This is a genomic window from Nocardioides perillae, assembly GCF_013409425.1.
GTDB classification, from domain to species: domain Bacteria; phylum Actinomycetota; class Actinomycetes; order Propionibacteriales; family Nocardioidaceae; genus Nocardioides; species Nocardioides perillae.
On record NZ_JACCAC010000001.1, the window covers coordinates 1,644,921 to 1,663,829 of the forward strand.

The following is an 18,909-nucleotide window of genomic DNA, read 5'->3' on the forward strand; positions in this document are numbered from 1 at the left end:
GACGCGGCGCCGCCCGTAGGGTGGTCGGCCGTGACCCACCCCTCGTCCTCGCTGCCGCCGGCACCGCAGCCGTCGCCGGCGTGGCCGTCGGTGGGCGTGGTGCTCGTCAGCCGTGACGGTGCCCGGTGGCTGCCCGCGACGCTGGCCGGGCTGGCCGAACAGAGCGTCGCGCCGGCCCACGTGCGCGCGGTCGACGCCGGGAGCAAGGACGCCACGCCCGACCTGCTGCGGGAGGCACTCGGCCCCGAGGCCGTGCTCGCCGCGCCGGGGTCGGCGGGCTTCCCCACCTCGGTGCGGCTCGCCGTCGAGGCGCTGCCGCCCACCGAGTGGGTGTGGCTGCTGCACGACGACGCACGCCCCGCTCCCGACGCGCTCGAGCGCCTGCTGTCGGCCGCGGCCGCCGACCCGGGTGCCGCGGTCCTCGGCCCCAAGCTGCGCGAGTGGCCGTCGCTGCGCCGCCTGCTCGAGCTGGGCGTCACGATCTCGGGCACCGGTCGGCGCGAGACCGGGCTCGAGCGGGGGGAGTACGACCAGGGCCAGCACGACGACGTGCGCGAGGTGCTCGCCGTCAACACCGCGGGCATGCTCGTGCGCCGCAGCGTCTGGGACGAGCTCGACGGTCTCGACGAGCAGCTGCCGGTCTTCGGCAACGACCTCGACCTCGGCTGGCGCACGGCCCTGGCCGGTCACCGCACCCTGGTGGTGCCGACGGCCGTCGTCTTCCACGCCGAGGCCGCCCACCGCGGGGTGCGGCGCACACCCCTGACCGGGCGCCACACCCACTACGCCGAGCGGCGCGCGGCCCTGTGGACCCTGCTCGCCAACGGCTCGGCACGCAGCCTGCCGTGGCGGGTCCTGCGGCTCACGCTGGGCACGCTGCTGCGCGTGCTCGGCTTCCTGCTGGTGCGCGCGGTCGGGCAGGCGCTCGACGAGCTGGCCGCGCTCGTGTCGGTGCTCTCGCGCCCCGGCGAGCTGCGGCGGGCCCGACGTCGCCGCCGCGCCGCGCGCGAGGCACGCGCCGCCGGCGGTGCGCCGGCGGTCGCCCCGGGCGACGTGCGCCGGCTGCTCGCGCCCTGGTGGCTGCCCTACCGCCACGGCCTGGACGCGGTCTCCGACGTCGTGGCCGCGGCCACCGTGCAGGCCCAGGACGTCGCCGAGCGGCGTCGCGCCGCCGCCGCGGCCGAGCGCGCCGCCCAGGAGCGCGCCGCCCAGGAGCGTGCCGCGGTGCGCGCCGGTGCGCCGCCGCGCGCGCCCGTCCCCGGCGGCGTCGTGGCCGGGCAGGGCAACCAGGCCGGGCGGGTCGGCCCGTCCGGCCGGTCCGGCCGGTCCGGCCAGGGCGCGGACGAGGAGGACGCGCTGCTCGCCCAGGACGGTGGCCTGCTCGCACGCGTCGTCACCGACCCGGTCGCCGTGGTGCTGGCCGTCGGCACCGTGCTGCTGCTCGTGGGCGCGGCCGACGCCTTCGGCGTCGTCGACGCGCCGGGCCTGCCGCCCGCGCCCGCGGCCGTGGGTGACTGGTGGGCCCTGCACGCCGCCTCGACCCACGCCCTCGGCACCGGCAGCGAGGTGCCGGCGCCGGGCTACGTCGCGGTGCTGGCCGTCCTCGCCACCCTGCTCGCCCCGCTCGGGCTCGGCCCGGGCGCGGTCGTCTCGCTGCTCCTCTGGCTGGCCGCCCCCGTGGCCGGGTGGGGAGCCTGGCGGCTGCTGCGGGTCGTGGGTCACCTCGAGGACGCCCGGGGTGCGCCGCGGTGGCTGCTCGCGCTGGGGGCCGGGACCTATGCGCTGGTCCCGCTGACCTCGGGCGCCTGGGCCGAGGGACGGCTCGGCACCGTGGTGGCCGCCGCCCTGCTGCCGTGGCTGGCGCACGCCGCGCTCGGCTTCGCCGACCCCGAGGCCGACCGCCGGTGGCGGGCGGCCTGGCGCACCGCCCTGCTGCTCGCCGTCACCAGCGCGGCCAGCCCGGTCGCCTGGCCGACGGCGCTGCTGCTCGCCGTCGTCGTGCTCGGTGCGGCCGCGCTCCTCGCCCCGCGCGCCGTGCGTGCACCCGCCACCTGGGCGCCCCCGGCCGTCGCGCTCCTGGCGGTGCCGGTGCTCCTCGCGCCCTGGGTGGTGCCCCTGCTGTGGACCGGCGGGGCCGAGGTGCTGCTGCTCGACCTCGGCCGGCTGCCGTCGCCGCGCGTCGGCGCGCTGGACCTCGCCACCGGCCGTCTGGGCGGCAGCGGGGCGCCGGCCTGGCCGGGGCTGCTGCTGGCGTGCCTCGCGCTGCTGGGGCTCGTGCCGCGCCGCACCCGGGTCGTGGCGCTGCTGTGCTGGCTGGTGGCGCTCGCGGTCGCGGCCCTCGCCGCGGCCCTCAGCCGGGTCACCCTCGACCTGCCGGGCACCACCACCGGGCCCGGCCTCGGCTTCCTCGTCGTGCTCGCGCAGGGGGTGCTCGTGACGGCCGCCTTCACCGGCGGCCTCGCCCTGCCCGCGCTGCGTGCGCGTGCACGGGCAGCGGCCGGGCCCCGCGCCCTGCTGCTCGGCGCTCCCGCGCTGGTCGCGCTCGCGGCCGCGGTGCTCGTGCCGCTCGCCGGCCTGGGGTGGTTCCTGGCCGCCGACGACCGCCTCGAGGACGGCGCCGACCCCGAGGTCCCGGCGTACATGGCCCAGGAGGCGGCGCTGCCCGGCGGCCCGGGTGTGCTGGTCGTGCGCGGCGATGTCGACGCGGGGCTGCGGTGGACGGTGCTGCGCGGCGACGGTCTGACCGCGGGCGAGGACGAGCCGCTCGTGCTGGCCGCGGAGGACCGCGGGCTGACGGCGGCCGTCCGTGGCCTGGTCACCAGCCCGTCGCCCGACCTGGTGGGCGACCTCGCCGAGCGGGGCCTGGGCTACGTCGTGCTCCCGGCGCCCGTCGACGGCAGTGTCGCCGCCGTGCTCGACAGCGCCACGGGCCTCGAGCAGGCGAGCGCCGAGGACCGGTCGACCCGGGCGTGGGCGGTCGTGCCCGAGGACGGCTCGCCGGTGGTCGCCGACGCGGTCGACCGCGAGGTCGCCTGGTGGCGGTGGGTGCTGCTGGGCCTGCAGGCCCTCGCCGTGGTGGTCGTCGCGGTGCTCGCCGGACCGACGCGGGAGGGCGCGCGGTGAGCCGCCGCGTCGCGCGCGCCTCGCGCCGCCTCGAGGGCACGGTCGTCGCCGCCGTGCTCGTGCCCCTGCTCACCGTCGCCGCGGTGCTGGGCCTCGACCCCGGCCCGCGTGGCGGCACCGGCGCGTCCGGGCTGGGTCCGGCCGCCGAGGCGCCGCTCGAGGCCGTCGACCTCGGCTGCCCGGCGGCCGGACCGGCACCCCGGCTGCTGGTCGCTGCACCCGGTGTCGCACCCGGTGCCGGACCCGGTGCCGACGCCGGGGGTGCCCCGGTGGGGTCGGTCGCGGTCGACCGCGTCACCTCGGGTGGCGGGCCCGCGGCTCGCTCGGCCGTGCCGGCGGACGGTGCCGGGGAGGAGTCGGCGCCGGTGCGCCGCGTGCGCGCCGGGGGCGCGGCGGCGGTCGTGCGGGGTCGCGGCGACCTCGCGCCCGGCCTGCTCGCGCTGCGCCTCGCCGGTGGGGCCACGGGCGCGGCCGCCGTCGCCTGCCCCGCGCCCGCCCCCGAGCAGTGGTTCACCGGTGTCGGCGCCGGTGCCACCCACGCCTCGGTGCTCGAGCTCGTGAACCCTGACGCCGGGCCCGCGGTCGCGGACGTGACGGTGCTCGACGCCACCGGCACGGCCGACGTGCCCGCGCTGCGCGGGCTCACCGTGCCCGGTCGCGACGTGCTGCGCCTCGACCTCGCCACCGTCGCACCGCGCCGCGGGGAGCTGGCCCTGCGCGTCGTCGTGACGCGCGGTCGCCTGGCCACCTCCGTGCTGGACCGGGTCGACCGTCTCGGCCGCGACGGGGTCCGCCAGGACTGGCTGCCGGCTCAGTCCGCGCCTGCCCGCGACCTCGCGCTGCCGGGCCTGCTGCCCGGCGCGGGTGCCCGCACCCTCGTCGTCACCAACCCGGGCGAGGACGAGGCACGGGTGCAGGTGCAGGTCGTGACGCCCGACTCCACGCTCGCGCCCGTCGGGCTCGAGCCGGTCGTCGTCGAGCCCGGCACGGTCGAGGTGGTCGACCTCTCGACCGTGCTCGCCCGCGAGGCCGCCGCCGGCGCGGTCGCGCTCGCGCTCGACTCGGGCGCGCCGGTCACGGCCACGCTGCGCCAGTCGGTGGCCGGCGGGCTCGCCCACGCGGTCGGCACGGCCCCCGTGGCGGCGGCGACGGCCCTGCTGCCACCCGGCCGCTCGCGGCTGGTGCTCGTGCCGGGCCGCACCGTCGCGACCGCCACCGTGCGTGCCTGGACCGCCGACGGGGTGGCGCTGCGACCGCTGCGCCGCGAGCTCGACCCCGGCCGCGCCGCGGTGGTGCGCCTGCCGGCGCGCGCGGCCCGCGTGGCGCTCGAGGTGGCCGGCACCGACCCCGCCGGCGACCCCGCGCAGGTCGCCGCCGCGCTGCTGACGACCGGGAGTCGCCGCGGCACCGGCGCGGTCGTGCTGCCGCTGGTGGCGTCGGTCGACCGGGCCCTCGTGCCGCAGGTCGGCCCCGGCCTGCCCTGACCCTGGTCCGGCCGGCTCAGGGCTCGTAGCGGGGGTCGACGTCCTCCGGGTCGAGGCCGAGGAGCTCGGCGACCTGCTCGACGACGACCGTCAGGAGGAGGTCCTCGAGGTCGGCCCGCGACGCGGCGCGGTGCTCGACCGGGCGGCGGAAGAGCACGACGCGGGCGGGGCGGGTGCCCTGCCCGGGCACGAGCGAGGCCAGCGGCACCTCGCCCTCCCAGTCGTCGGGCAGGTGCGGCACGTCCTCCACGGCGTACTCGACGAGGCCGAGGCGGTCCGACCACCGGGCGTCGACCTCGGCGACGACGTCGAGCGCGAGCCGGTCGAACCGCTCCCGCGGGGTGCGGACCACCGAGCGGCCGCCGCCGGCCGGGGGCGGGGCGAGCACGCCGGGCCCGCGCTGGCCGCGCCCGCGGCGGTCGCGCCGCCGGGGTCGGGGGTCGGGACCGGGCACCGGCCGATCCTAGCGACGGGCGAGCCTGGCGACGGTGGTCCCGGCGACGGGCGAGCCTGGCGGGGCGGCGCGGCGCATCGGGGTAGCGTGCGCTCGTGCAGTCCGCCCGCCGTTGCTCGCGCACCGCGTGCGGCCGTCCCGCGGTCGCCACGCTGACCTACGTCTACGCCGACCAGACGGCCGTGCTGGGCCCGCTCGCGACCTACGCCGAGCCGCACGCCTACGACCTGTGCGAGGCCCACAGCGAGCGGCTCTCCGCGCCGCGCGGGTGGGACGTGCTGCGCCTCGCGCGGGAGGTCGACAGCGGGCCGAGCAGCGACGACCTGCTCGCGCTCGCCGACGCGGTGCGCGAGGCGGCGCGACCGGTCGCCCCGTCGGTGCGCGGCCCTCGCGGCGCCGTGCCGGGCCCGGCGACGCTCACGCCGGAGCAGGAGGCCGACCGCGACGGTGGGCGCGAGACCGCCCGCCGCGGGCACCTCCGGGTGCTCACGACCGACTGAGCGGACGACTAGGGTGCTGGTCGTGCCCTCCGACGCCTCGGGAACCCTCGACCCCGCCAACCTGCAGGCCGTCTTCAAGGCCTACGACGTGCGCGGCACTGTGCCCGACCAGCTCGACGAGGTGCTCGCGCGGCGTGTCGGCGCCGCCTTCGTCGCGGTGACCGGGGCGCCCACCGTGGTGGTCGGTCACGACATGCGTCCCAGCTCGCCGGAGATGGCGCGGGCCTTCGCCGAGGGCGCCGCCGAGGCGGGCGCCGACGTGGTCGCCGTCGGCCTGGCGTCCACCGACCAGCTCTACTTCGCCTCGGGCCACCTGGGCCACGCCGGCGCGATGTTCACCGCCTCCCACAACCCCGCGCAGTACAACGGCATCAAGATGTGCCGCGCCCACGCCGTGCCGGTCGGGGCGGAGAGCGGGCTGCACGAGATCCGCGACCTCCTCGCCCGCGGGGACGAGCTGCCGCCGGCGGCCACGCCCGGCGAGGTCACCGCGCGCGACGTGCTCGACGAGTACGCCGCGCACCTGCTGTCGCTGGCGCCCGTGACGGGTCGTCGGCTGCGCGTGGTCGTCGACGCGGGCAACGGCATGGCGGGCCACACAGCCCCCGCCGTCCTCGGACGCCTGCACGACGTCGTCGACCTCGTGCCGCTCTACTTCGAGCTCGACGGCTCCTTCCCGCACCACGAGGCCAACCCGATCGAGCCCGAGAACCTCCGCGACCTGCAGGCCGAGGTGCTCGCGCGGGGGGCGGACGTCGGGCTCGCCTTCGACGGCGACGCCGACCGGTGCTTCGTCGTCGACGAGCAGGGCCGCGCGGTCTCGCCGTCCACGCTGACCGCGCTCATCGCCGAGCGAGAGCTCGCCCGCGCCCCCGGCTCGGCCGTCATCCACAACCTGATCACGAGCCGCGCCGTGCCCGAGTTGGTCGCCGAGCGGGGCGGCCGCCCCGTGCGCACCCGGGTGGGCCACTCCTTCATCAAGGCGACCATGGCCGAGACCGACGCCGTCTTCGGCGGTGAGCACAGCGGCCACTTCTACTTCCGCGACTTCTGGCGGGCCGACTCGGGCATGCTCGCCGCGCTGCACCTCCTCGCCGCCCTGGGGGAGTCCGAGCAGCCCCTGAGCGCCCTGCTGCAGCGCTACGAGCGCTACGCCAGCAGCGGGGAGGTCAACAGCACCGTCGCCGACCAGGCGGCCGTCGTGGCGGAGCTGCGCCGACGGTGGTCGGAGCGCGACGACGTCGTCCTCGACGAGCTCGACGGCCTCACCGTCACCCACGCCGACTGGTGGTTCAACGTGCGCCCGTCCAACACCGAGCCGCTGCTGCGGCTCAACGCCGAGGGTCGCGACACCGCCACCATGGAGCAGGTGCGCGACGCGGTGCTGGCCGTCGTGCGCGCCTGAGCCATCCCGACCCACCCCGCCACCCGTCCCACCCGCCACCCGTCCCACCCCTCCGAGCCCGAGGAGCCTCCCGTGCCGATCCCCCCCGACCTGCTCGCCCTGGTCGTCTGCCCCGGGTGCCGCGCCGACCTCGAGCCCGCCGCCGGCCCCGCCGGCGAGGAGGAGCTCGTGTGCACCGGGTGCGGCAACGCCTACCCCGTGCGCGACGACATCCCCGTGCTGCTCCTCGACGAGGCCCGCCGGCGGTCCTGATGGGGTGGTTCGACGAGTCCCGGCTCGACGACGAGCGCGCGCTCGCCGCGCGCGACCACCTGCTGCGCCACCTCGCCGAGTCGGGGGCCCGGGTGCGCCGCGAGGTCACCGCCGCCCGCGAGAGCGGGGCCGGCGCCGCGCGCGCGGGCGACGCGGGCGAGGTGCGCCCGCGGGCCGTGGTCGCGGCGGGGCCCGACTCCCGGCTGCTGCGGGCGGTGCTGGAGCCGTGGTGCCCGGTGCCGTTCGTCGCCTGGCCCGGGCCGGGCCTGCCCGGGTGGACCGGTGGCCTCGACCTCGTCGTGGTGCTCGCGCCGGAGGGGTCCGACCCCGGCTCGGCCTCGGCCGTCGCCGAGGCCGTGCGCCGCGGCTGCTCGGTCGTGGTCGCGTGCCCGCCCGCCTCGCTGGTCGCCGAGCACGCGGCCGGGCGCTGGAGCACGCTGCTGCCGACCGTGACCGGCGACCAGCTCGCCGTCGCGGTCGTGGTGCTCGAGCACCTCGCGGCGCTCGGCCTCGGCCCCGGCACCGACGCGGAGGAGGTCGCCGCGGCCCTCGACGACGTGGCCGTCGCGTGCTCGCCCTACCGCGACCTGGCCGTCAACCCGGCCAAGGAGCTCGCGATCGGCCTCGCCGACACGACGCCGCTGGTGTGGGGCGGCTCGACGCTGTCCGCCCGCGCGGCGCGTCGGGTGGCCGAGGCGGTCCGCGTCGCGACCGGGCGCACGGTGCTGCCGGGCGATGCCGACCACCTGCTGCCCGTCGTCGAGGCCGCCCGCCCGCGCGACGTCTTCGCCGACCCCGTCGACGCGCCCGGGGGAGCGGCGCGGCCGGCGCTGCTGCTCCTCGACGACGGCGCGGACGACCCGGTGGTCCGCGAGGACCGCGGTCGGCTGCGGGCCGCGGCGGCCGCCCACGACGTGCGGGTGGAGGAGGTCGACGCCTCCGGACCGGGCGACGGGCGGGTGGCCCGCAGCGAGCTGGCGCGCTACGCCTCGCTGGTGCTCACCGGGTCCTACCTCGCGCAGTACCTCGCCGTCGGGTCGGTCGACGGGTGACCCTCCCGCGGGGCGGGTCGCGCCGCGCCGCCCGCGGTTAGGCTGCTGCCCGTGACGGCACCTGCCCCCCTCGCCCCTGCTCGCGTGGCCGGAGACGCGGCGTGAGCGCCGGCCTCTTCGCCCTCCTCGACGACGTCGCCGCGCTCGCCCGGCTCGCGGCCGCGTCGGTCGACGACGTCGGCGCGGCCGCGGGCCGGGCCAGCGCGAAGGCCGCCGGCGTCGTGGTCGACGACACGGCCGTCACCCCGCAGTACGTCCACGGCGTCGCGGCCCAGCGCGAGCTGCCGATCATCCGCAAGATCGCCGTCGGCTCCCTGCGCAACAAGCTGCTGTTCATCCTCCCGGCGATCATGCTGCTCAGCGAGTTCGTGCCGTGGCTGCTGACCCCGATCCTCATGCTCGGCGGCACCTACCTCGCCTTCGAGGGCGCCGAGAAGATCTGGGAGAAGGTCTCCGGTCACCACGAGGCCGCCGCCGAGCACGACGAGCGCGTGCGCACGATCGGGCCCGAGGAGGAGGGCACGATGGTCGCGGGCGCGATCCGCACCGACTTCATCCTCTCGGCGGAGATCATGGTGATCTCCCTCAACGAGGTCGCCGCGGAGGCCTTCTGGCCGCGGCTGGCGATCCTGGTCGTGGTCGCCGTCGGCATCACCGCGCTGGTCTACGGCGTGGTCGCCCTCATCGTGAAGATGGACGACATCGGCCTGTCGCTGAGCCAGCGATCGTCCCAGGCGGCGCAGCGCGTCGGCCTCGGCCTCGTCGCGGCGATGCCGCGGCTGCTCGCCGTCGTCTCCGTGGTCGGCACCGCCGCGATGCTGTGGGTGGGCGGGCACATCCTGCTCGTCGGGGCCGACGACCTCGGCTGGCACGCGCCGTACGACCTGGTGCACCACCTCGAGGAGGGCGTGCACGACGCCGTCGCCGGCATCGGGTCCGTGCTCGCCTGGGTCGTCAACACGGCACTGTCCGCCGTCGTCGGCCTCGTCGTCGGGGCGCTCGTCGTCGCCGTGCTGCACGTCCTGCCGCTGCGCCGCGGTCACTGACGACGGTCGCGCCCGCACCGGTGGCGGCCGCGAGGATTCCTGCTTCGCTGGGGCGCCGCTCTACTCTCGGAGGGCACGAGCACGCCCCGTCCGCACCGCTTCCGCAGGAGAGACACCTCATGGACTTCAAGGTCGCCGACCTCTCGCTGGCCGACTACGGCCGCACCGAGATCCAGCTCGCCGAGCACGAGATGCCGGGCCTCATGGCCATGCGCGAGCGCTACGGCGACGCGAAGCCGCTGGCTGGCGCGCGCATCGCGGGCTCGCTGCACATGACCATCCAGACCGCGGTCCTCATCGAGACCCTGGTCGCGCTCGGCGCCGAGGTGCGCTGGGCCTCCTGCAACATCTTCTCGACCCAGGACCACGCGGCCGCGGCCGTCGTCGTGGGACCCGAGGGCACCGTCGACGCCCCGGCGGGCGTGCCGGTCTTCGCCTGGAAGGGCGAGACGCTGGAGGAGTACTGGTGGTGCACCCAGCAGATCCTCGACTGGCCCGGCGACACCTTCGCCAACATGATCCTCGACGACGGCGGCGACGCGACCCTGCTCGTGCACCTCGGCGTGGAGGCGGAGAAGAAGGGCCAGGCGCCCGACCCCGCCACCGCCACCAGCACCGAGCAGCGCATCATCTTCGAGGTGCTGCAGGAGTCCCTGAAGGTCTCGGGCAACCGCTTCACCGACATCGCCAACGAGGTCAAGGGCGTGACCGAGGAGACCACCACCGGTGTGCTCCGCCTCTACGACATGATGCGCGAGGGCTCGCTGCTCTTCCCGGCCATCAACGTCAACGACTCGGTGACCAAGTCGAAGTTCGACAACAAGTACGGCTGCCGCCACAGCCTCGTGGACGGCATCAACCGCGCCACCGACGTCCTCATCGGCGGCAAGGTCGCGGTCGTCTGCGGCTACGGCGACGTCGGCAAGGGCTCCGCGGAGTCGCTGCGCGGCCAGGGCGCCCGCGTCATCGTCACCGAGATCGACCCGATCTGCGCGCTGCAGGCCGCGATGGACGGCTACCAGGTCACCACGCTCGACGACGTGCTCGACGTCGCCGACATCGTCATCACCGCGACCGGCAACAAGGACGTCGTCTCGGTCGACCAGATGCGCCGGATGAAGCACAACGCGATCCTGGGCAACATCGGCCACTTCGACAACGAGATCGACATGGCCGGCCTGGAGTCCTACCCCGGCGTCGTGCGCAAGAACGTCAAGCCGCAGGTCGACGTGTGGACCTTCCCGGGCGAGGACGGCGCCGAGCCGAAGTCGATCATCGTGCTCTCCGAGGGCCGCCTGATGAACCTCGGCAACGCCACCGGCCACCCGAGCTTCGTGATGTCGAACAGCTTCACCAACCAGGTCCTGGCGCAGATCGAGATCTTCACCAAGACCGAGGAGTACCCCGTCGGCGTCTACGTGCTGCCCAAGCACCTCGACGAGGAGGTCGCGCGCCTGCACCTCGCGTCGCTGGGCGTGAAGCTCACGACGCTCTCCGACGACCAGGCGAGCTACCTCGGTGTCGACGTCGCGGGGCCCTACAAGTCGGAGCAGTACCGCTACTGATCCCGGGGTCTGCCCGGTGGCGACCACCGCCACCGGGCAGACTGGGACGGTGAGCGGAGCGAGGCGGAGCAGGAGGCGGTGACGTGGACGACCTGATCCAGCGCGGCCGCGTGCTCGTCGTCGACGACGACGCCCCGCTCGCCGAGATGCTCTCCATCGTGCTGCGCCAGGAGGGCTTCGACAGCCGCGTGTGCACCCGCGGCGACCTCGCCATGGAGGCCTTCCGCGACTACGGCCCCGACCTCGTGCTGCTCGACCTGATGCTCCCCGGCCGCGACGGCATCGACGTGTGCAAGGAGATCCGCTACGAGTCCGGCGTGCCGATCGTGATGCTCACCGCGAAGGGCGACACCGTCGACGTCGTGGTGGGGCTGGAGTCCGGCGCCGACGACTACGTCGTCAAGCCGTTCAAGCCCAAGGAGCTCGTCGCCCGCATCCGCGCCCGGGTGCGCCGCTACGAGACCCGCACCCCCGAGGTGCTGGTCGTCGGCGACCTGACGATCGACGTCGCCGGCCACGTGGTGAGCCGCGGTGACGCCCCGATCAACCTCACCCCGCTGGAGTTCGACCTGCTGGTCTGCCTGGCGCGCAAGCCCTGGCAGGTCTTCACCCGCGAGGTGCTCCTCGAGCAGGTGTGGGGCTACCGCCACGCCGCCGACACCCGGCTGGTCAACGTGCACGTCCAGCGCCTGCGGTCCAAGGTCGAGCACGACCCCGAGCGGCCCGAGATCGTCGTGACGGTGCGGGGTGTGGGCTACAAGGCAGGTCATGCGTGAGCGCTCGGCCTGGCGCCGCGGACCGGCCTTCTGGCGGCGCTCCATCCAGCTGCGCGTCGTCGTCAGCACCCTGCTCCTGACCGCTGCCGTCGTCGGGGCCGTCGGTTGGTTCCTGCTGCAGCAGACCCGCGACGGTCTGCTGGACAACCGGGTCGAGGCGGTCGTCGCCGAGGCCGAGAACGAGACCGCGGAGGCCGAGAACCGCCTCGTGGCCGCCTCGGGCACCGACGTCGACGCCGCGGCCCAGCGCACCGCGCTGGTGGAGCCGATCATCCTGCGCGGCGCCAGCCGTGGCTTCGGCGTGGTGCTCGCCGCGACGGGCGGGGAGGCCGGGGCCCGGCTGCCCGCGGGCGGCGCGCTCTTCACCGACGGCCTGGACCCCGCGAGCGTCCCCGACGCCCTCCAGGACCACTTCCGGGCCGCCGACGAGACCGCCTGGAGCTTCTCGGCCATCGCGGCGACCGCGCCGGACGCGCCGGTCGCCGAGGGCCCCGCGGTCGTCGTCGGCTCGACGCTCACGCTGCCGGCCGACGGTCGCACCTACACGCTCTACTACCTCTTCCCCCTCGAGGAGGAGCAGGAGACGCTCGCGCTGGTGACCCGCGCCCTGGTCACCGCCGCGGCCCTGCTGCTCGTGCTGGTCGCCGGCGTGACCTGGCTGGTCACCCGCCAGGTCGTCACGCCGGTCCGGCTGGCCCGCCGGGTGGCCGAGCGGCTGGCCGCGGGCACCTTGCAGGAGCGGATGCGGGTGCGCGGCGAGGACGACCTCGCGCGCCTCGCGACCTCGTTCAACCAGATGGCCTCCAACCTCCAGCGCCAGATCCGCCAGCTCGAGGAGCTCAGCCGCGTGCAGCGGCGCTTCGTCTCCGACGTCTCGCACGAGCTGCGCACGCCGTTGACGACCGTGCGCATGGCGGGCGACGTCCTGCACGACGCGCGCGACGGCTTCGACCCCGGCACCCGGCGGGCCGCGGAGCTGCTGCAGACCGAGCTCGACCGCTTCGAGACGCTCCTGGCCGACCTGCTCGAGATCAGCCGCTTCGACGCCGGTGCCGCCGTGCTCGACCTCGACGACGTCAACCTCGTCGACGTCGCGCACCGCGTCGTCGACTCGACGCGACCGCTGGCCGAGCAGCGCGGCGTGCACGTGCGGGTGCGCGCCGGGGCGCAGCCGTGCCTGGCCGAGGCCGACGTGCGCCGCGTCGAGCGCATCGTGCGCAACCTGGTCACCAACGCCATCGACCACGCCGACGCGGGGGAGGTCGAGGTGCGCGTCGCCGGCGACGCCCACTCGGCGGCGCTCGCCGTGCGCGACCACGGGGTGGGGCTCGCGCCGGGGGAGTCGGCCATGGTGTTCAACCGCTTCTGGCGCGCCGACCCGGCCCGCGCCCGCACGACGGGCGGCACCGGTCTCGGGCTGTCGATCTCGCTCGAGGACACCCACCTGCACGGCGGCTGGCTGCAGGCCTGGGGGCGCCCCGGAGAGGGGGCGCTCTTCCGCCTCACGCTGCCGCGCCGGGCCGGCGAGCCGCTGCGTGCCTCCCCGCTCCCGCTCGTGCCGCACGACGCCGACGGCGCGCGGGGCACCGGGGGGACGGGCGGCGCCGGGGGCAACGGCAGCACCGGGGCTGCCGAGGGGCCGGGCAGCCGACCCGGGTCGGCCCCCGCGCGCGGCCCGGAGGTCTCCGCGTGAGCCGCGGGGCACGGCGTACGCCCGTGGTGGCGGTGCTCCTCGCCCTGCTGCTCGCGGTGTCGGGGTGCGTCGGGCTGCCCGAGTCGGGGCCGGTCGTCGAGACCGGCGAGCGGGCGCGCGACGGGGTCGCGCCGGGCTACTCCTACGTGCCGCAGCCGCCCCAGGCCGGCGCCTCGCCGGGCGAGGTCGTGCGCGGCTTCCTCGACGCGATGACGGCGACCCCGCTGCAGACCGCGGTGGCGCGGCAGTTCCTCGCGGTCGACGCCCAGGCGACGTGGGAGCCCGAGCGCGGCACCGTGACCTACGACGAGGTGAGCGACCCCAGCGGGACCGGCACGGTCAGCGTGCGCCTGAGCGGCGGCGGCCGCCTCGACGCGCGCGGGGCCTGGCAGGGGCCGCTCTCGGCCGAGGCGAGCACCCTGGACTTCCCGATGGTGCAGGAGGAGGGGGAGTGGCGCATCGGCCGCGCGCCCGACGCCCTGGTGGTGCCCGAGTCGTGGTTCGGCCAGCGCTTCCGCAGCGTCGACCTCTACTTCCTCGACCCGACCGCGCGCGTGCTCGTGCCCGAGCCGGTCTTCGCGCCGCGCGGCGAGCAGCTCGCCACGACCCTGGTGCAGGGCCTCGTCGCCGGACCGGGCCCGGCCCTGCGCGGGGTGGCCCGCACGTTCTTCCCCGCCGGCAGCGCCGTCGAGCTGTCGGTGGTGGTGGCCGACGGGCTCGCGGAGGTGTCGCTGCAGGGCGACCCGCGCGCCCTCGACGGGCAGGCGGCCGAGCTGGTCCTCGCGCAGCTGGCCTGGACCCTGCGGCAGGACCCGGCGGTGCGCTCGCTGCGGCTGACCGTCGGGGGCGAGCCCGTCACCGTCGCGGGCGGGCCCTCGGCCACCGACGTCGACTCGGCCGCCGCCTACGACCCCACGGTCGTCACCTCCAGCTCGCAGCTCTTCGGGCTGCGCGACGGCGCCGTGGTCGTCGCCTCCCCCGGGGTCGAGGAGCAGGTGAGCGGCCCGCTCGGCACGGGCGACTACCAGCTGCGCGACCTGGCCGTCGACCTCGGCGCCACCCGCGTCGCGGGTGTGGCGGCCGACGGCAGTGCGGTGTGGGTCGCCCCGCTCGACGGCGTCGCCGGCGCCGGCGGCCGGGGCGGCGCCGGGGTGGTGACGTGGCCCGGCGCCGACCACCTGCGGCCCGGCTGGGACCACGCCGGCCGGCTGTGGCTGCTCGACGCGGGTCGGGGCGGGGCCGAGCTGTCGGTGGTGGTCGGCGGCCGGCGCCGGGTCGTCGAGGCGCCCGGCGTGACCGGGCAGCGGGTGCGCCAGCTGCTCGTCTCCCGCGACGGGTCGCGCCTGGTCACGGTGCTCGCCGGCGGTGGCGGCCGGGTGCAGGTGAGCCGGGTCCGCTACGACGAGCGCGGCCGGGTGCTGGGTGTCGGGCGCCCGGTGCGCCTCGGCCGGGGCGCGGGCGACCCGCTGGTGGTCCGCGACGTGGGCTGGGCCTCGCCGACCGACCTGCTCGTCGTGCACGCCGTGACCGGCGACCTGACCGAGCTGCGCTCGCTGCGCGTCGACGGCTCGCCGGCGAGCCTCGCACCCGAGGGCTCGGCCGACCTGCTGCGCGAGCGCGTGCGGCAGGTGGTGAGCTCGCCCGTCGCCGACGAGCCGCTGCTCGTCTCGACGCCGGCCGGCCTGCTCGACCCGCGCCTGCCGGCGGGCGAGGTGCTCGTGCCCCCCGACGTCACCGACGTCACCTACGTGGGCTGAGCGCGAGCCGGGCCGGCCCGGGCCGCCGGGTGTCCCCAGCGCACCGGGCGGGCCCCGCCGTCCCCAGGTCGACGCGCCGCGGGTGCACACGGGGCGCGCGCACGCTGGAGTGGGGCCGTGCCCGAGCCTGCTGCTCCCCGCCTCGAGCCCGCCGGGTGGTGGGACGCCCTGCTCGACCTCGCGCTGGGTGCCGCGTGCACGGTGTGCGCCCGGCCCGGGCGGGTGCTCTGCGCTGCCTGCCTCCGCGGGCTCCCGACCTCGGCCGGCCCCGCCCGGCCGACCCCGTGCCCCGACGGCCTGCCGCCGACCTGGGCCACCACGGCGTACGACGGGGCGGTGCGCGACCTCGTCCTCGGCCACAAGGAGCGGGGGCGGCTGGCCCTCGCCCGCCCGCTCGGCGCGCTGCTCGCGACCGCGGCCCTCGCCGCGGTGCGCGGTGCGGCGCGCGGGGCGGAGCCCGGTGACGCGCCTGTGGTCCCGGTGCTGCTGGTCCCCGTGCCGTCACGGCCGGGCGTCGACCGGGGGCGCGGCCACGCCCCGACCGCCGCGCTGGTCCGGGCGGCCGCCGCCTCGCTGCGCGCCGGCGGTGTGCCCGCGACGGTCGCGCCGCTGCTGGCCTCGCACCGCGGTGTCGCCGACCAGGCCGGCCTCGACGCCGCGGCGCGCGCGGCCAACCTGGCGGGCTCGCTGCACTGCCCCGCGGCGGGCCTGCGCCGCCAGGCCCGCCGCACGCCCCGGGCGCGGGTGGTGCTGTGCGACGACGTGCTCACCACCGGCGCCACGCTGGCCGAGGCCGCCCGCGCCCTGCGCGCCTGCGGCGTGCCGGTCGAGGCCGCGGCCGTCGTCGCCGCCACCCGGCGGCGCCTCCCGGCGGCGCCTCCCGCCGGCGACCCCACCCCGCGGGGGCCACCCTCGCGGGGGTCGCGGCGCGGACGACCCCGTGCCGTCCCTTCCCACGGGCCGGTGATGCGTCTAGCGTCGGTGCATGGAGTCCCCCTCGACCTGCCCGGGTCCTGACCACCGCGGCGGGTCGCTGCGGTGACCCCGGGCCGTCCACGGGGCCTCCACGCCCGACCCACACAACCCCAACCCCGGGAGGTTCCATGGACGTCGTGGTCACGAGTCGGCACTGCGAGGTGTCGGACCGGTTCCGCAGTCACGTCGAGGAGAAGCTGGCGCGGCTCGAGAAGCACGACCACCGCATCATGCGCGTGGCAGTCGAGGTCGCGAAGGAGCGCAACCCCCGCCAGCACGACCGCGCGGTGCGCGTCGAGCTGACGGCCTTCTCGAAGGGGCCGGTGATCCGGGCCGAGGCCGCCGCCGAGGACAAGATGGGCGCTCTCGACCTCGCCGTCGACAAGATGGCCGCGCAGATGCGCAAGGCCGCCGACCGCCGCCGCGTGCACCGTGGCCAGCACCGACCCGTCTCCGTCGGCGAGGCGCTCGCCGACGTCGTGCCCGACGGCTTGACGCCCCCCGCCGCCGACGACGAGGTCGCCGTGTCCGACCGCCAGGTCGGGCCCGTGGCCGTCGACGGCGACGGCCCGCTGGTCGTGCGCGAGAAGACCCACCCCGCCGCCCCGATGACGCTCGACCAGGCGCTCTACGAGATGGAGCTCGTCGGCCACGACTTCTTCCTGTTCGTCGACAAGGAGAGCGAGCGGCCCTCGGTCGTCTACCGCCGCCGCGGCTACGACTACGGCGTGATCTCGCTCGACCTCGACGGCGAGCAGGCCTGAGCCGGCCGCCCCGCTGCCCCGGCGGCCACCCCCGTGGCCGGTCCGGGGCAGCCGGGGCGCGTGCCATGATGCGGAGGTGGCAGACACGGACGAGGGGGGCTTCCCCGAGGTCGAGGAGGGCGACGCGGCGGTCCGCGTCGTCGTCGTCGACGACCAGGAGCTGTTCCGCCGCGGCCTGGTGATGCTGCTCGGCACCGAGCCGGGCCTCGAGGTGGTCGGCGAGGCCGGCGACGGCCTCGAGGGCACCGAGCTCGCCGCCGCCACCGTGCCCGACGTCGTGCTGCTCGACGTGCGGATGCCCAAGCGCTCCGGCACCGAGGCCTGCCGGTTGATCAAGGAGCGGGTCCCGGCGGCCAAGATCATCATGCTCACCGTCTCCGACGAGGAGTCCGACCTCTACGAGGCGGTCAAGGCCGGCGCCTCGGGCTACCTGCTGAAGGACTCCTCCATCGAGGAGGTCGCCCAGGCCGTGCGCGTCGTGGCCGAGGGCCAGTCGCTCATCAGCCCCAGCATGGCGGTCAAGCTGATCGACGAGTTCAAGCAGATGTCGCGCCCCGAGCGCGACCAGCAGCCGGGCCTGCGCCTGACCGAGCGCGAGCTGCAGGTGCTGCGGCTCGTCGCGCGCGGTCTCAACAACCGCGAGGTGGCCAAGCAGCTGTTCATCAGCGAGAACACCGTGAAGAACCACGTGCGCAACATCTTGGAGAAGCTGCAGCTGCACTCCCGCATGGAGGCGGTCATGTACGCCGTGCGCGAGAAGCTCCTCGACATCCCGTGAGGTCCGCGTGAGCCGGCCCGACCAGCTCTCCCGGGCGCAGGCCCGGCGCGTGGCCCTCGCGGCCCAGGGCTTCCTCGACCCGCCCCACGCCCGGCCGACGGCGGCGACGCTGGCGCGCACGGTGCGCCGCACCGGGGTGCTGCAGGTCGACTCCGTCAACGTGCTGCAGCGCGCCCACTACGTGCCGCTGTGGTCGCGGATGGGCGCCTACGACACCGACCTGCTGCACCGTGCTGCGGAGCGCCGGCCCCGCCGGCTCGTGGAGTACTGGGCGCACGTGCAGGCGCTGATGCCGGTCGAGCTGTGGCCGGCCATGCAGCACCGCATGGACGACTACCGGGCGGCTCGCGGGAAGTGGGCCGCCCAGGTCTCCGACGACGTCGCCGCGGGCCTCCTCGCCGCGGTCACCGACGCCGGGGCGAGCACCGCCCGCGAGCTCGACGACGGGGCGCCGCGCAGCACGGAGCACTGGGGGTGGAACTGGTCGGCGGCCCGCAAGGGTCTCGACTACCTCTACATGACCGGCCAGCTGGCCATCGCTGGTCGCACCCGTGCCTTCGAGCCGGTCTACGACCTGCCCGAGCGGGTGCTGCCGCCCGAGGTGCTCGCTGCGCCGACCCCCGACCGCGCCGAGGCGTCGCGCGAGCTGGTGCGCCGCGCGGCCCGCTCCCACGGCGTCGCCTCCCTGGCCTGCCTGCGCGACTACTACCGGATGGCCCTCGACGACACCACGACCGCGGTGGCCGAGCTGGTCGAGGCGGGCGAGCTGCTCCCGGTGACGGTCGAGGGGTGGCGCCGCCCGGCGTACCTCCACCGCGACGCCCGCCTGCCGCGCCGCGTCGAGGCGCGCACCCTGCTCAGCCCCTTCGACCCGGTGGTGTGGGAGCGCGACCGCACCGAGGCCCTCTTCGGCTTCCGCTACCGCATCGAGATCTACGTGCCGGCGCCGCAGCGCACCTACGGCTACTACGTCCTGCCGTTCCTCTTCGGCGACCGGCTGGTGGGTCGCGTCGACCTCAAGGCCGACCGCCGCACCGGCACGCTGCTGGTCCCCGGGGCGTACGCCGAGCCCGACGCGCCGCCGGAGACCGCGGCCGCGCTCGCCGCCACGCTGCACGACCTCGCGGGCTGGCTGGGGCTCACCACGGTGGCTGCGCCGGCCCGCGGCGACCTCGCCGAGCCGCTCGTCGCCGAGCTGGCCGCGGGTGCCGGAGGTCACGACCCGGCTGGGTAGCATGGACGGCGGTGTGCTCCCGGGTCTCGGGGGCCGACCTGCCACCGACGA

Annotated in this window: 16 protein-coding genes; 15 read left to right on the forward strand and 1 reads right to left on the reverse strand. The window is 76.8% G+C overall.

Going from position 1 to position 18,909, the window contains the following annotated elements; translation table 11 throughout:
* Positions 1–30 precede the first annotated feature (30 nt).
* On the forward strand, positions 31–3,123 hold the full coding sequence (locus BJ989_RS18205) for a glycosyltransferase (RefSeq protein ID WP_179517685.1): 3,093 nt from the start codon (positions 31–33) through the stop codon (positions 3,121–3,123).
* Positions 3,120–4,607 carry a DUF5719 family protein gene (locus BJ989_RS07600; RefSeq protein ID WP_179517686.1) on the forward strand — a complete coding sequence of 496 codons (1,488 nt, stop codon included), beginning with the start codon at positions 3,120–3,122 and terminating at the stop codon, positions 4,605–4,607. The genes BJ989_RS18205 and BJ989_RS07600 overlap by 4 nt, the downstream gene beginning before the upstream one ends.
* A 16-nt stretch (positions 4,608–4,623) precedes the next feature.
* On the opposite strand, the gene BJ989_RS18735 is transcribed toward BJ989_RS07600, so the two are convergent.
* On the reverse strand, positions 4,624–5,061 hold the full coding sequence (locus BJ989_RS18735; protein WP_179517687.1) for a metallopeptidase family protein: 438 nt from the start codon (positions 5,059–5,061) through the stop codon (positions 4,624–4,626).
* Between the two features lie 95 nt (positions 5,062–5,156).
* Here BJ989_RS18735 and BJ989_RS07610 point away from each other — a divergent pair, with 95 nt between their 5' ends.
* The 13 genes from BJ989_RS07610 (at position 5,157) to BJ989_RS07670 (ending at position 18,858) form a co-directional block, all read left to right on the forward strand.
* On the forward strand, positions 5,157–5,561 hold the full coding sequence (locus BJ989_RS07610; protein WP_179517688.1) for a DUF3499 family protein: 405 nt from the start codon (positions 5,157–5,159) through the stop codon (positions 5,559–5,561).
* Positions 5,562–5,583: 22 nt separating this feature from the next.
* Positions 5,584–6,966, forward strand: coding sequence for a phosphomannomutase/phosphoglucomutase (locus BJ989_RS07615; protein ID WP_179517689.1), 1,383 nt, complete (start codon positions 5,584–5,586; stop codon positions 6,964–6,966).
* A 72-nt stretch (positions 6,967–7,038) separates the two neighbouring features.
* Positions 7,039–7,218 carry a Trm112 family protein gene (locus tag BJ989_RS07620; RefSeq protein ID WP_179517690.1) on the forward strand — a complete coding sequence of 60 codons (180 nt, stop codon included), beginning with the start codon at positions 7,039–7,041 and terminating at the stop codon, positions 7,216–7,218.
* A complete protein-coding gene (locus BJ989_RS07625; protein WP_179517691.1) occupies positions 7,218–8,270 on the forward strand; it encodes an SIS domain-containing protein in 1,053 nt (350 codons plus the stop codon). Before BJ989_RS07620 ends, BJ989_RS07625 begins: the two co-directional genes overlap by 1 nt.
* A 101-nt stretch (positions 8,271–8,371) precedes the next feature.
* Positions 8,372–9,316: a DUF808 family protein gene (locus BJ989_RS07630; protein WP_179517692.1), complete on the forward strand. Its 945-nt coding sequence runs from the start codon at positions 8,372–8,374 to the stop codon at positions 9,314–9,316.
* 119 nt (positions 9,317–9,435) lie between these two features.
* Entirely contained in the window at positions 9,436–10,881 is a 1,446-nt protein-coding gene (gene ahcY, locus BJ989_RS07635) for an adenosylhomocysteinase (protein ID WP_179517693.1), read from the forward strand.
* A gap of 83 nt (positions 10,882–10,964) precedes the next feature.
* A complete protein-coding gene (mtrA, locus tag BJ989_RS07640) occupies positions 10,965–11,657 on the forward strand; it encodes an MtrAB system response regulator MtrA (protein WP_179517694.1) in 693 nt (230 codons plus the stop codon).
* Positions 11,650–13,350: an MtrAB system histidine kinase MtrB gene (gene mtrB, locus BJ989_RS07645; protein ID WP_179517695.1), complete on the forward strand. Its 1,701-nt coding sequence runs from the start codon at positions 11,650–11,652 to the stop codon at positions 13,348–13,350. The genes mtrA and mtrB overlap by 8 nt, the downstream gene beginning before the upstream one ends.
* Entirely contained in the window at positions 13,347–15,107 is a 1,761-nt protein-coding gene (locus BJ989_RS07650) for an LpqB family beta-propeller domain-containing protein (RefSeq protein ID WP_179517696.1), read from the forward strand. Before mtrB ends, BJ989_RS07650 begins: the two co-directional genes overlap by 4 nt.
* Positions 15,108–15,224: 117 nt before the next feature.
* Entirely contained in the window at positions 15,225–16,124 is a 900-nt protein-coding gene (locus tag BJ989_RS07655) for a phosphoribosyltransferase family protein (protein WP_179517697.1), read from the forward strand.
* An 86-nt stretch (positions 16,125–16,210) separates the two neighbouring features.
* Complete coding sequence (gene hpf, locus BJ989_RS07660) at positions 16,211–16,846, forward strand: ribosome hibernation-promoting factor, HPF/YfiA family (RefSeq protein WP_179517698.1); 636 nt, start codon at positions 16,211–16,213, stop codon at positions 16,844–16,846.
* A gap of 76 nt (positions 16,847–16,922) precedes the next feature.
* Entirely contained in the window at positions 16,923–17,624 is a 702-nt protein-coding gene (locus BJ989_RS07665; RefSeq protein WP_343049175.1) for a response regulator, read from the forward strand.
* Between the two features lie 7 nt (positions 17,625–17,631).
* Positions 17,632–18,858 carry a DNA glycosylase AlkZ-like family protein gene (locus BJ989_RS07670; RefSeq protein WP_179517699.1) on the forward strand — a complete coding sequence of 409 codons (1,227 nt, stop codon included), beginning with the start codon at positions 17,632–17,634 and terminating at the stop codon, positions 18,856–18,858.
* Positions 18,859–18,909: the final 51 nt, after the last annotated feature.

Coding starts and splice junctions, on each gene's coding strand:
- BJ989_RS07625 (WP_179517691.1), top strand. CDS start 7,218: ATGGGGTGGTTCGACGAGTCCCGGCTCGACGACGAGCGCGCGCTCGCC.
- ahcY (WP_179517693.1), top strand. CDS start 9,436: ATGGACTTCAAGGTCGCCGACCTCTCGCTGGCCGACTACGGCCGCACC.
- mtrB (WP_179517695.1), top strand. CDS start 11,650: ATGCGTGAGCGCTCGGCCTGGCGCCGCGGACCGGCCTTCTGGCGGCGC.
- hpf (WP_179517698.1), top strand. CDS start 16,211: ATGGACGTCGTGGTCACGAGTCGGCACTGCGAGGTGTCGGACCGGTTC.